We start from the raw sequence: 13,464 nt of genomic DNA, 5'->3' as shown, positions 1-13,464 counted from the left end.
ACTGTATAATGCGGATCAGTACCTTCAACTCTTTGTCCGTTTCATTACTCATTTTGTCCCGTTCATTTTAATATCCCGGTAGCGGTAGCCCTGCCGAGATAGTTTTGCGCCATTAAGTAACCCAAAGTATTGGCACTTATAGCAAAACATGAAAAAGAACATAGCACTGGCCATCATTTGCTTTCTGCCTTTCCAACTGTTTGCCCAGCAACAATGGAATTTAAAGGAATGCATTGATTACGGCTTAAAAAATAACCGCAGCAACACGGTTTACGAAAACGAAAAGAAGGCTGCCGACGCAAAGGCCAAGGAGGCGCTTGCCGATTACCTGCCCAAGGTAAACGTTACCGGCACATTTGACGACAATTTAAAGGTTCAGCAATCAGTTATCCCGGCTGGCGTGTTCGGCCCCGACCCCGTGAAGGTGGCCTTTACCCAAAAGTTTAACACCAATGGTACCGTTCAGCTCGATCAAACTATTTACGATCAATCCTTACTGAACGGCTTAAAGGCAAACAAATTCAGCAAGCAACAGGCCGATCTGAACATTAAGCAAAACGAAGAAACCATTATTTACAACATCAGCAATGCTTATTACCAGATCTATGTATACCGCGAGCAGCTGCGCTTGCTGAAGGAGAACCTGGAAACCTATCATAAGCAAATGGACATTTCGAAATTGCAGGTACAAAAGGGCGTTACCCTGCAAAAAGACCTGGATAAGGTTACGGTAGACTACAACAACGCGTCATCGCAGATCCGCGTAGCCGAAAGCAACTTAACCCTGTCAGAAAATCAGCTTAAATATGAAATGGGCTATCCTATCAATACGGTTTTGCCGGTTGATAGCGCGGCGCAGCAGGATGTGGCCATGCCCGCGGCGGTTAATACTAACAGCAGCTCATTTTCGGCATTTAACCGTACCGATTACCAGCTATCCGAAGTAAACTCCAAACTGCTGCAAATAGATCAGAGCCGCATAAAGGCTGGCGCTTTACCTAAGCTAACAGGTTATGTACGCTACGGCGCTGTTGGCTTCGGTAATACATTAGGCCCGGCATTTAGTGATCTTAACCCTTTCTCTGCCGTTGGTTTAAAACTGACCATACCGCTTTTCGATATGTTTAAACGTAACGCGCAGTATAACCAGGCCAAATACAAAAGCCTCAACGCCATAGAAAATCTCAAGCTTGATGCCGGTAAATACCAGCTGGAATATGAAAACTCACGTACCAAGCTGATAAAAGCGCAAACCAACCTGGATAACGACAGACGCAACATAGCCCTGGCCGAGTCGGTTTTTAAAACTACCGACCTGCAATACAAAAAAGGGGTTACAGATTTGATAGACTGGCTTACCGCCCGCAACTCCATCAAAGACGCTCAAAACAATTACCTCAACTCGCTTTACAGCTTTTACCAGGCCAAACTGGATCTTGAAAAAGCCGGCGGCAGCCTTAAAACATTCTATAGCTCACTTTAAAATATGAAACGCAAATATATAATCAGCCTCATCGTAGTGGTGTTACTGGCCCTGATCATCTTCAGGCTTGCTGCTAACAAAAGCACTTTAGATAAAAAGAAAGAACCGGCCAAAGATTCGGTAGTAAGCATACCTGTAAAGGTTGCCACTGCAAAGGAGCAGTTGCAGGAAGTAAGCCTGATAAAAACAGGTAACCTGGCTCCGTTTAAAGAGGCCAAGGTGCTGTCAACCACCGGCGGGACCATACAGCAATTACGGTTTAACCTGGGCGACCACGTAACCGAAGGCCAGGTACTGGCTATAATGGATACCCGTTTGGCGCAGCTCGATCTGCAAAAGGCCGAAACCAATGCCGCCAAGTTAAAACGCGATCTGCAAAACTACACTGAATTATTGCAGGGGCAGGCCGCCACGCAGGAAAAGGTAAATGAGATCAATCAAAATTACCTGGACGCCGCCAACCAGGTGAGCCAGATCAAAAAGCAGATTAGCGACGCCGCCATTAAAGCCCCAACCAGCGGAACCATATCTGAAAGACCGGTAGAGCAGGGCGTTTTTGCCAATGCCGGTACGCAAATAGCAACCATAGTTAATCTGTCGCAAGCCAAGGTTCAGCTTAACCTTACCGAGATGGAGGTTTACCAGGTTAAACAGGGCCAGCAGGTAAAAATTACTACAGATGTTTACCCGGGACAGATTTTTAACGGCAGCATCAGCTTTATCAGTCCGCAGGCTGATGAAACCCATAATTATAAGATAGAGATTATGGCCGATAATAAAGAAAGCGCGCTGCTGCGTTCGGGCACGTTCGTTTACGCCGATTTTTCGCGGAAGACGACACAAAATATATTGCTTATACCACGCGAGGCATTAACGGAGAGTATTAAAGATGCCAGCGTGTATGTGGTGCAAAACAATGTAGTTCGCCAAAAGCCCATAAAAACAGGTATTGAAATGGGCGGCATGATACAGGTGACCTCCGGTTTAAAACCGGGCGAAGTGGTGGTAACATCCGGACAGATTAATCTGAAGGATGGCGCACAGGTAAGTATTTCTAAATAAACGAGCAGCCATGTCAATAACAGAAATTGCCGTTAAGCGGCCCCTTTTAATCATAGTAATTTTTACGGTGCTGTTCATCTTTGGCGCACGATCTTACTTCAGCCTTAATTATAATCTGCTGCCAAAAATAGAGGTGCCTACGGTATCGGTAAGTACGGTTTACCCAGGTGCTGCCGCCGCCGAGGTGGAAACATCGGTAACTAAAAAGCTGGAAGATGCTTTTTCATCTGTAGAAGGTTTGGATAAGATCACCTCTACCTCGCAGGAGGGTATATCAAGTGTTGTAGTACAATTAAAAAGCGGAACCGACATTGACCAGGCCGAGCGAGACATTCAGCGTAAGGCCGATCAGGTACAGAACGACCTGCCCGATGATATTGATAAGCCTGTTGTAAACAAGATCAACCTTGAAGAAACGCCGGTAATTAAAGCGGGGGTAACCTCGCAGCGGTCGCCGCGCGATCTGTATGATTTTGTTGATAAGCAATTGCTGCCCTTGCTGCAAAACGTGGCGGGCGTAGGTCAGGTAAATATTATTGGCGGCGATGAACGCGAAATTCAGGTAAACATAGATCAGGACAAGCTGAAAGCCTACGGTTTAGGAATAGGCCAGGTAACCGATGCTTTAAGCAAAGCCAATCAATCGTTCCCGGCGGGTAGTATTGAAACACGTAACCAGCAAATGTCTATCCGTTTTGATGCCAATGTAACATCGGTAGCTCAAATTCGCGGCCTTATTGTACAGCAAAGGCCAAAAGCGGGCAGTGTTTACCTTAAAGATATTGCCGAGGTGGTAGATGCTACGGCGAAAACCACGGCTATTAACCATATTAACGGCATACCATCAATAGGTGTACAAATTATTAAGCAAACCGATGCCAACGCGGTAGATGTAACCAATCTGGTGAAAAAGAAGTTCACCGAAATAGAATCGCAATACAAAGGTGAAAATTTAAAATTCAGCGTCTCGTCCGATCAGAGTATTTACACGCTTAAATCGGCAAATGCCGTAATGGAAGATCTTGGCCTTGCTGTGGTGATAGTAGGTATAGTGATGCTGGCCTTTTTGCATAGCTTTCGCAGTTCTATGTTTGTATTGGTAGCGCTGCCGTCGTCCATTATCCCAACTTTTATCGCCATGTATTTTATGGGGTTTTCGCTCAACCTCATGACGCTGATGGCCATGTCGCTGGTGGTAGGTATTTTGGTGGATGACTCCATTGTGGTGCTCGAAAATATTTACCGTCACCTCGAAATGGGATCGGATAAAGAGAAAGCCGCCCTGGAAGGCCGTAGTGAAATTGGCTTTACCGCATTGGCCATCACCCTGGTGGACGTGGTGGTATTTCTGCCTATTGCGTTTGCAGGCGGTATTATAGGCAACCTTTTGCAAGAGTTCTCGTTAGTGGTTGTTTTTTCTACCCTGATGAGTTTGTTCGTATCCTTTACGGTTACGCCTATGCTGGCCAGTAAATTCGGTAAGATAGAAGAGCTGAACAAGAACAGCTTATGGGGCAAGCTCAACCTTGGTTTCGAACGTTTTTTAGATACCCTGAAGGAAGACTATGGAAAAATGCTGGCCGTTGTGCTGCATAAAAAGCGATGGTTATTGGGGGGCGTTATCCTGCTCATTATAGGCTCTATCGCTTTGGTGCCATTCGGTTTTATAGGCGCTTCATTTATACCCAGTGCTGATCAGGGAGAGTTGTTGCTTACACTGGAGTTAACCCCTTCGGCCTCAATTTATCAAACCAATATGGTTACCCAGCAGGCCGAAAAGCTGATCATGAAACAACCCGAAGTAACCAAGGTGTTTTCGAGCGTTGGCTTTGTAAGCGGAAGCGTGGCCGGTACCACCAATAACAGTAACCGCGCCGAGATTACTGTTACACTGGTTGATAAAAAGGAAAGGAACATTTCATCAGAAGATTTTGGCGGCCGCATGCAAAAGCAACTGAACGCGGTGATACCGGGAGTGAAGATCACCTCGGCGCCTACATCTATAACAGGCGGGGCAAACCAGGCGCCTATACAAATAGCCGTTAAAGGTATCGACCTGAAAGCCGTACGTGAAACTGCCGAAGCATACAAGAAAATTGTGGCCTCGGTACCCGGTGCCCGCTTTGTGGAACTATCTGTTAAAGACCAGAAGCCACAGGTTGAGGTAAACCTGAACCGAGAAAAAATGACCTTGTTAGGTATTGATGCCAGCCAGGTAGGAGCGGCATTGCAAAACGCGTTCAGCGGTAACGATAAAAGCAAATTTAAGCAGGCCGGTAACGAGTATGATATATTGATAGGTTTGGATAGTTATGACCGCTCGGATATCAACAACGTACGCAACCTGTCTTTTACCAACAGCGACGGCCAAAGCTTTGTGCTAAGCCAGTTTGCCGATGTTACCGAAGGCTTGGGCGAAAGTGTATTACAACGCAGCGATCGCCTTGGAGCAATTACGGTTAACGCCTACGTTGCCGGCAGGCCCAGCGGTTCGGTTACCAACGATATTAAACTGAAACTGCCCCAGGTAAAATTGCCCGAAGGTATTTCGGTAGAGTTTTTGGGTGATGCCAAGAACCAGGCCGATGCCTTTGGCAGCTTGTTTTTCGCGCTGGGGGTAGCTATTGTATTGGTTTACCTCATTATGGTGGCCTTGTACGAAAATGCCATTTATCCTTTCGTGGTATTGTTCTCTATCCCGGTTGCGCTTGTGGGGGCATTGCTTGCCTTGGCGCTTACCATGCAAACGCTCAATATATTCTCGCTGATAGGGGTGATCATGTTACTGGGGCTGGTATCCAAGAACGCTATCCTGATAGTAGATTTTACCAATCACTTAAAAAGCGAAGGCCATTCGGTTACCCACGCGCTGGTTGAGGCTGGTAAAGAAAGGCTGCGCCCTATATTGATGACTACCCTCGCCATGATATTGGGTATGCTCCCCATAGCTATTGCCAGCGGCGCCGGTGCCGAAATGAAGAATGGTATGGCATGGGTAATTATCGGCGGCTTAACCAGCTCTATGATATTAACGCTGTTTGTTGTGCCATCCATGTACCTCATTATCGAAAACCTGATGTTGAAGTTCAAAAAGAAGAAGGTAGATGACACCCAGTTACGCTTAGAAGCCCATCATTAACAATTAATATATAACAGCCAGGGCCGGTTTTAATCGAATATCCCTATTCCGGTTTAATCGGTTCCTGGTTTATGCTCCATCCCTAACTCCCCATGTATTATGAAGATCCGCTATCAATTAACCTGCTTATTGTTATTAGTTTCCTTTACTACTATTGCACAAACAGACAAGCAAGCTACTATAAAAAAAATGACCGATTCCATTAAATTGGCCACGCTGTCGGAGTTGGCTGTTAAAAATCCTGCTTTACGGCAAATAAACATCTCTACCGATATCATCAGCAGGGGCAACATCAGCAGCAAGCTTTACAACGACCCGCTGTTTAAAGGTAAGGCCAGTACGGTGCGTACAAACTTGCTGTTCAACGTGCCCGTTAAATCGTGGGGTAAAAACTCGCTTTCCGCATCAGTAAGTTATTTTCAACAGCACATACAAATAAGGGAAGTGCAAAGCTTTAGCCCCATGCTCAATAATAACGACTTTGTTTCTGATAAATCAACCGTAGGCCTTTCGTTCGGTATTCAGCGCAGGGATTCCATATTCGGCAGGCCGGTGTTTTTAATGGCAAGTGTGCTGGGCGTAACCAATGATGCCAGTTCCATAAAAAAGCTAAGTTACCTTGGTACGGCCATTTTTCCGCTTAAGCAAACCGCCACTACCAGATATTCTGTCGGGATCATCCTCAATATCGATCCGTCGCTTAAAGTGCCGGTTGTGCCGTTGTTTACTTACTGGCATAAGTTTAGTAACGATATTGAATTGAATTTTAACCTGCCGCAGCAAGCCGGGTTACGCAAAGCCTTTTCCGACAGGCTTTCGGGAACATTGGGTACATCGCTGTCGGGCTCAATCGCGTTCTTCAACCTTACCCAGCCAAACTTGCCGCACGATGCCAACTATACCACTATCGACCTGAAAACAGGGCCGGGTATAGAATATCGTTTAGGCAAAAAGTTTATGGTAGGTGTAAACGGTGGCATACTAACCCCGCTATCGGCACGTGCATTTGACCGCGACAAAACCTCAAGCGAGTATTTTATAAGCAATAAGCTAAGTAATGTGCTGTACATGAACTTTACTTTTTCTGTGTTGCCGTTTCTGAAATAGTAGGTTAGATAGCTTGAGGGGAACCCACAGATTTTTGGGAAAGATCTAAAAAGTCATGCTGAATTTATTTCAGCATCTCATGAGCAGGGTAAACACTTTGCTTATTTAAGACTTTTAAATGGGGTGCCGAAATAAATTCGGCATGACGGATCAGGCATATTAGTCTTCCAACACCCGTGAAGTGAACAGGCAAATTTTAATGTGATAAGGTTTAGGCGTAGAAGAGTGCGGGTGACGTGTTTACTATGTTTAAACCATCACGTTAGTTCGCTTGGCGATATGCCGAAGTACTTTTTAAAGGCAATGCTGAAGTTGGTTTGATGTTTAAAGCCTGTCATTTCGGCTACATCGAAAATGGTGCGGCGGTCTTCAATGAGGAGTTGCTTGGCCATTTCCATGCGTAAGCGTGTTACATAATCATAAATGGTGCAGCCAAAGTACTCTTTAAAACCCTTCCGCAGCTTTGATTCGTTGATGGACACCGATAGTGCCAGTTCGCGCTGCATGGGTGGGTTAATGAAGTTGTTTTCCAGTATATCCCTCGCCATTTCCAGCTTGGCTATGTCTTCGTGCCGGAGTAATTTTTCGTTGGACAGATGTTCGTTGTTGAACTGTTCTATCTGGTAAATGAGCAGCTCCAGTACCTTTGCTTCCGTGTGCAGGCGTTTGAACTCGCCAGTCTTTTTGTTTTCGAGGATCTCGTCTATGATCCGGTGCATCTCGGGTGTGGCACGCATGTCCACCTCCGAAAACTTGGCCGAAATCCCTTTGTCAATCTCCTGCACAAAATCCTCGTGCAAAACGGAGTGGCGATCGATCAAACGGTAATAAAAATCTTTGCTGATCACGATCAGGAAATAAGTGTATTCCACACCCGATTTTAGTTCATAACTCGACTCGGAGTTAGGAATAAAACGGATATTATGCCTGCTTGCTCCCTGGTAAGGCAGCTTTGAACCCGGTACCTGGTAGGCGATAAACTGGCTTACAATGCTTTCGCCTTCAATGCCTGTATCAATGATCACATTTTCAGCAAATTTCATACGCGAGTGCATCAGGAAAAGACCGCTGCTGCATAACAGATAATTCTGCATATCGATAGGGGCATCGGTAATATCGATACGTCTTTCGGTAACCTTACTAAGAGGGTCATAAGTATCCGGGATGTTCTCTACGAACAACCAGTCGGGCAATCGATCTATTCTGCTTCGAACTATCATGATACTCAGTTTAACTCCGAATGATTTATTTTTATGGGTTTGGTTAAAACAAGAGGTGATAAGGTTTTGGGGTTTATTTTTATCTCGGTTTCCACATCAAAAACATGGTAAATATCGAGTGTATTGAGTACTTCTACCGGTGTGCCGTACTTCCAGCGACGGCCATCCTTGAGCATCAGCACCCTGTCGGCATAGTCGGCTACCAGGTTAAGGTCGTGCAGTACGGCAATCACCATCATGCCTTTTTTACATAAGGCTTTGGCAATAGCCAAGGTTTGCTGCTGATAGCGCATATCCAAACCGGCAACAGGTTCATCTAAAAAAAGTACAGCTTCGGGCTGATCCCATATCTGGGCCAGTACACGAGCTAAATGCACCCGTTGCTGCTCGCCGCCGGAGAGTTGCAGGTAAGAGCGTTCGCCAAAATCCTTTAAGCCGCAAATGCGCAGGGTTTCTGAAACAATGCGCTGATCCTGCTCACGTGCCTGCTGTTTTTCGTGCGGGTAACGACCCATCATCACTATCTCTTCAACCGAAAAGGCGAGGTTTACATGATGGCTTTGTGCCAGCGTTGCCCGCTTTTGCGCCAGTTCGAGCGTGTCAAAATCCGACATTGATCTGCCATCAAGCGTAACGATCCCCGAGGATGGTTTGTTCTCCGCGTTGAGCAAGCTTAATAGCGTTGATTTTCCGGCGCCGTTAGCTCCTACAATAGCCAGCATTTGGCCCCGCTTGGCAAATAAAGATACGTTCTTGATGATCTTTCGGCCATTTACCTCATAACAAATTTCCTTAACTTCAAGCATCAGGATGATATTTTATTCTTGTCTCTTAAAAGGATGAATATAAAAACAGGACTGCCAATGAGTGCTGTTATTACGCCTATAGGCTGCTCAATAGGGGCGGTTACAATGCGAGCCAGCAGGTCGGCAAGGCAAAGTGTGGTAGCACCCAAAATAGCGCTGGCCAGTAATACAAAACGGTTGTTTACACCGCCCATCAGCCTCACCAAATGAGGCACTATAAGCCCCACAAAACCGATAATGCCCGAAACCGCCACACAGGCACCCACTGCCATGGTGGATAGCATGATGACCGTTCGCTTAACACTTTTAGTTTTTACGCCTAACTGTTCGGCCTGCCGCTCGCCCAATACAAAGGCATTAAGCTTTTTGCCCTGCAAGGGCAGCAAAATAAGCGAGGCCATTACAAACGGAAAAATAGCGTAGATCAATTCCCAGGTTGCGCCCGAAAGGCTTCCCAGCATCCAGAAGGTGATATTGCGCAGTTCGCTTTCTTCGGCGTTGGCGGTAATTAAGCCCGTTACTGCCGTACAGAGCGCGTTTACCGCAATACCCATCAGCAGCATGGTAGCAATTTGCGGCCTGCCGTTGGTGCTGGAGAGTTGATAGATAAGAAAGGCCGTTAACATTGCGCCCGTAAGTGCGCCAATGGCAATTACATAATAACCGAATATGCCGCCTAATACAGTAAAAAAACTCGCTTGCAGCACAATTACAAATACTGCTGCCAATGATGCTCCTGCGGAGATACCGAGCAAACCGGGTTCGGCGAGCGGGTTACGAAAAATGGCCTGTACAGCGGCCCCCGATATACCGAGCGCCGCGCCAACCAGTAAACTTAATACTACCCTTGGCATGCGCACAACAAACAAAATGGTTTCAAATTGCGAACCCGCTGCCGGTTTGGTTATGCCTGTTTTGCTCAATAACAGTTCAATAAGGATAGGCAGTGGAATATGCACCGCGCCAATGGCCAGCGCAAGCAGCATGGCAATTACCAATGCGCCTGTCATCAAAGTATATATCAGCGGCTTTTTCATTATTTAATTGCCGCGAGCTTTTGATGCAGGGTGCCTATAGCCTCGCCCAAACGTGAACTGAAATTAACCATCAGTGGGCCATCAACCTGTACAATGGCGTTGTTCTTACCCGCTTTGGTGGCCATTACGCCCGGCATTTGCAATACCGATTTTGTACCGCCCAGGCTGTTCAGGCCAAAATCGAATAGCAGTATCACATCGGGATCAGTCCGCACGAGGGTTTCGGTGCTGTAGGGCTTAAACTCGTTGAACTCCTTAATGGCGTTGGTGCCACCGGCCAATTCAATAATTTCGGCCATTTGGCTTCCGTTCCCGGCAACGGTCATGGTGCCTGCGCCGCGCGCGTAAATAAAGAGTACCTTTTTAGGTTTTGTTTTATCGGCCTTTACTTTAGCAATTTCTTCGTTTATCTGTTGTTTGGTGGTTGCTGCCAGTTGCTCGCCTTTTTCAGGGTCGCCAATGGCTTTGGCTACTTTCTTTATAAAATCTACCGCACCGGCAGCGCTATAGGTTTGGTTTATGGTTACCAGCTTAATGCCTGCGTTTTTTAACTGGTAACGTAATGTGCTGCTTACTTCTTTTTCGGGTGCCAAAACAAGGTCAGGGGAGAAGGACAGTAATACTTCTGACGATACACTCCTGTTTTTGCTCACCTTTGGCAAATTTTTTACCTGCACCGGGTACTGGCTGGTTACATCGGTAGCCACAATGGCGTTGCCATAACCCAGCGCCCACACGGTTTCGCTAAGCGCGTTACTCAACGTGATGATTCGCTTAGGAGGGCCATCGGCTTTTGCCGCCATTGCAACAAACAACAGCACCAAAGTTGCCAAAAGGGCAGAGGTAGCTCTTGTTCGAAGGGTAAATAACTTGTTTAGAATCATTCTAATCATTCTGCAAAACAAGCACAATTTTTCGGTAGTGCAAAAGAGCTCTCGCTACGGTGCGATGCATTTCATTGTTCCTCATTCGGGAGGTGAGTACTTGTGTTTGTTGATTAATTATCTGTATATCAGTTTTTTGTGTTTAGTTATGGTCGATTGGTACTCTTATAGTGAGGTGTATCAGGCACATACAAGCCGCCATTTCAGCGCAAAATAAATCGGATTGCATACGAAATAAATCGGATTGCATACAAGGATTTCAATTGTAGATGCGAGATTTGCGCTGTTTTTATTTAGAATGATTAAAAATAATACGAGCTTGTATAATCTACCCCGCATATTACTGACGATGTTCGCCGTCCTCTTTTTAGCATCAGGTGCTTACAGTCAGGATATGGTTTCGATAAAGGGGAGGGTGCTCAACGAAAATGGCGAGCCTGTTGCCCGTGCCACCGTTTCACTTTCGCCGGATAACCACCTTACGGAAACAGACAGCAAAGGCGGGTTCAGCATGAAAAGGGTTTATACCGGCTTGTACCGTGTACAGATCAGCTGCGTAGGGTACGAAATGTATTCCGGCGAGATCAATATAAAAGGGCAAGAGGCAGTATTGGAATATACCCTTAAGGCAAGCAATGATGAATTGCAGCAGGTAGACATAGTAGCCAAGGGCCAAAATGCGCCTGATAATCTCATTAAAGCGGAAAACAGTGCCATGCCGGTAACGGTGATCACCCGCGAAACCATTGAAAAAATGGGCAGCCGTCGTTTGGATGAAGTGCTGAAAGAGCAAACAGGCATGGCCATTGTGAATAACATAGCCGGCGGGGCACGCTCGGTAGGTGTGCAAATGCAGGGTTTCAGCAGCGATTATATTATGGTGCTTATTGATGGCCAGCCCATGCTGGGCCGCAACAACGGGAGTTTAGATCTTTCGCGTATCAGTGTATCAAACATTGAGCGAATAGAAATTATAAAGGGAGCTTCATCGTGCCTGTACGGTAGCGAGGCTTTGGGCGGCGCCATCAACATTATTACCCGTTACGGCGCAACGCAGCCGCAGGCATCGATCAATTATCAGTACGGCAGCCTCAATATCAGCGATGCCACACTGGAAGCCGAAACCCCGTTTGCCGATAACCGTGGCTATGTAAATATTTCGGGCAATTTTTATCATAGCGATGGTTTCAATACTAACCCCCAATACATACTGAACGGTACTACCGCTCCGCCTTATGATAATTATAGCTTTCAGGGCAGGGGTAAGTTTCAGGTGAGTAAAAATTCCAGCATCGGGCTTACGGGAAGGTACGGTTTACGGAAATCTTTCATGACCAAAGATTTTGGCCTGGGCATCATATCAAGCGATACGCAGGATGAAGCGGAAATAAACCTCTCTGCAAGTTTCGACCACCGGTTTAACGATAAGCTACGGGGTTTAACACGCTACTACTTCACCAATTTTGATTCGAACGTTAACCTCTCATGGCTACAGGGAGGCACCGGCATTACCGATAATACCTTTGTGCAGCGCCTGCACCGTTTTGAACAGCAGTTTTCGTACCAGCCAAATACCTTGCTTAACTTAACCGGCGGAGTGGGATACGGCATAGAGCAAATGTCGAACATGGGCGAAACTTCACCTAATGACGTGCAAACAGGATTTGTCTTTGCACAGGCTAACTGGCGCACAACAGATAAGCTGACCACCACAGCAGGCCTCCGATATGATTTTACCAATAGCTTTGGCGGTAGTGTTAACCCAAGCCTGGGTTTCAATTACCAGCTCACCCATAGCCTGAAACTAAAGGCGGGAGTAGGCACGGGCTTTAAAGCCCCCGATTTTAAGAGCAGGTATTTAGTATTCTTTAACCCGGTTGCCAATTATTTTGTAGTGGGCAATGAGGTGTTGCGTCAAACTATCGAAACGCTTAGTGCCCAGGGGGAGATCAGCGAGATTCGGAGCTATCTGTATAACCAGCTCACTGGCAATTTGAAAGCCGAACAAAATACCTCGTACAATGCAGGTACGGAATGGCAGCTATCAAAAAACTTCAAGGTGGAAACCGGTGTGTTTTACCACCGTTTGCGCAACCAGATAAACGCTATACAGGTAGCTACCGGCAACGGCAACCGCCCTATATACACCTACCAAAACTTGCCCGAAGCTGTTAACAAGGGTATAGAGGCATCCTTTTCAATAAGGCCGCTAAAGGATGTGGAAATATCAGCAGGTTACCAATACCTGATTGCGAAAGATTTGAGCGTGGTAGACAGTATTAAAAAAGGTAACTATCCTTATAACCAAAACATTCACGATCCTAAAACGGGTAACTCATACCCGCCAACGCCGTCATCCTATTTCGGTATAGAGAACCGCTCGCGTCACATGGCAAACCTTAAGGTGTTTTATGTATACGCGCCCTGGGATATGAGCATCAACAGCAGGCTCACCTATCGCAGTAAATACCCGTTTGCCGACGCTAACGGCAACCAGTTTATTGACAGGTATGACACCTTTGTAGGCGGTTTCGCGCTATGGAATATGGCTGTTGAAAAACGCCTGATGAAAGAGCACCTTACCCTTCGTATTACTGCCGATAACATTATGGGTTATACCGATCCGCTTATTCCTGGACAGCCGGGCAGGGTAATTCTTGCAGGTATTAATTACCGTTTTTTTAAGGATTAAGGCGAAAATAAATCGGATTGCATACGAAATAAAT

Annotated in this window: 9 protein-coding genes; 5 read left to right on the top strand and 4 right to left on the bottom strand. The window is 46.2% G+C overall.

The window, feature by feature from the left end:
* The first annotated feature begins 148 nt into the window (after positions 1–148).
* From AC07NA_RS14560 to AC07NA_RS14545, 4 genes are all read left to right on the top strand, one after another.
* Entirely contained in the window at positions 149–1,483 is a 1,335-nt protein-coding gene (locus tag AC07NA_RS14560) for a TolC family protein (RefSeq protein ID WP_494898273.1), read from the top strand.
* A 3-nt stretch (positions 1,484–1,486) separates the two neighbouring features.
* Positions 1,487–2,545, top strand: a complete 1,059-nt coding sequence (locus AC07NA_RS14555; protein WP_494898272.1) for an efflux RND transporter periplasmic adaptor subunit — start codon at positions 1,487–1,489, stop codon at positions 2,543–2,545.
* Between the two features lie 10 nt (positions 2,546–2,555).
* Positions 2,556–5,684: an efflux RND transporter permease subunit gene (locus AC07NA_RS14550; protein ID WP_494898270.1), complete on the top strand. Its 3,129-nt coding sequence runs from the start codon at positions 2,556–2,558 to the stop codon at positions 5,682–5,684.
* A 189-nt stretch (positions 5,685–5,873) separates the two neighbouring features.
* Complete coding sequence (locus tag AC07NA_RS14545) at positions 5,874–6,791, top strand: hypothetical protein (protein ID WP_494898269.1); 918 nt, start codon at positions 5,874–5,876, stop codon at positions 6,789–6,791.
* Positions 6,792–7,048: 257 nt separating this feature from the next.
* Here AC07NA_RS14545 and AC07NA_RS14540 read toward each other — a convergent pair whose 3' ends face one another.
* From AC07NA_RS14540 to AC07NA_RS14525, 4 genes are read right to left on the bottom strand one after another with little or no spacing between them, the layout of a single operon-like run.
* The gene (locus tag AC07NA_RS14540; RefSeq protein ID WP_345211270.1) at positions 7,049–8,011 is read right to left on the bottom strand and encodes a helix-turn-helix transcriptional regulator; all 963 of its coding nucleotides are present in this window, start codon (positions 8,009–8,011) and stop codon (positions 7,049–7,051) included.
* Between the two features lie 5 nt (positions 8,012–8,016).
* Positions 8,017–8,817 (bottom strand): heme ABC transporter ATP-binding protein, encoded by an 801-nt coding sequence (locus tag AC07NA_RS14535; RefSeq protein WP_494898268.1) that lies wholly within the window; start codon positions 8,815–8,817, stop codon positions 8,017–8,019.
* Positions 8,817–9,854 carry a FecCD family ABC transporter permease gene (locus AC07NA_RS14530; RefSeq protein ID WP_494898267.1) on the bottom strand — a complete coding sequence of 346 codons (1,038 nt, stop codon included), beginning with the start codon at positions 9,852–9,854 and terminating at the stop codon, positions 8,817–8,819. The genes AC07NA_RS14535 and AC07NA_RS14530 overlap by 1 nt, the downstream gene beginning before the upstream one ends.
* On the bottom strand, positions 9,854–10,687 hold the full coding sequence (locus AC07NA_RS14525) for a heme/hemin ABC transporter substrate-binding protein (protein WP_494898266.1): 834 nt from the start codon (positions 10,685–10,687) through the stop codon (positions 9,854–9,856). Before AC07NA_RS14525 ends, AC07NA_RS14530 begins: the two co-directional genes overlap by 1 nt.
* 400 nt (positions 10,688–11,087) lie before the next feature.
* Here AC07NA_RS14525 and AC07NA_RS14520 point away from each other — a divergent pair, with 400 nt between their 5' ends.
* Positions 11,088–13,430: a TonB-dependent receptor gene (locus AC07NA_RS14520; protein ID WP_494898265.1), complete on the top strand. Its 2,343-nt coding sequence runs from the start codon at positions 11,088–11,090 to the stop codon at positions 13,428–13,430.
* Positions 13,431–13,464: the final 34 nt, after the last annotated feature.

This window comes from Mucilaginibacter sp. GW821-FHT07G05 (assembly GCF_059418565.1).
The sequence above is the reverse complement of the archived record's forward strand: the minus strand, read 5'-3'. Positions and strand labels throughout refer to the sequence as shown.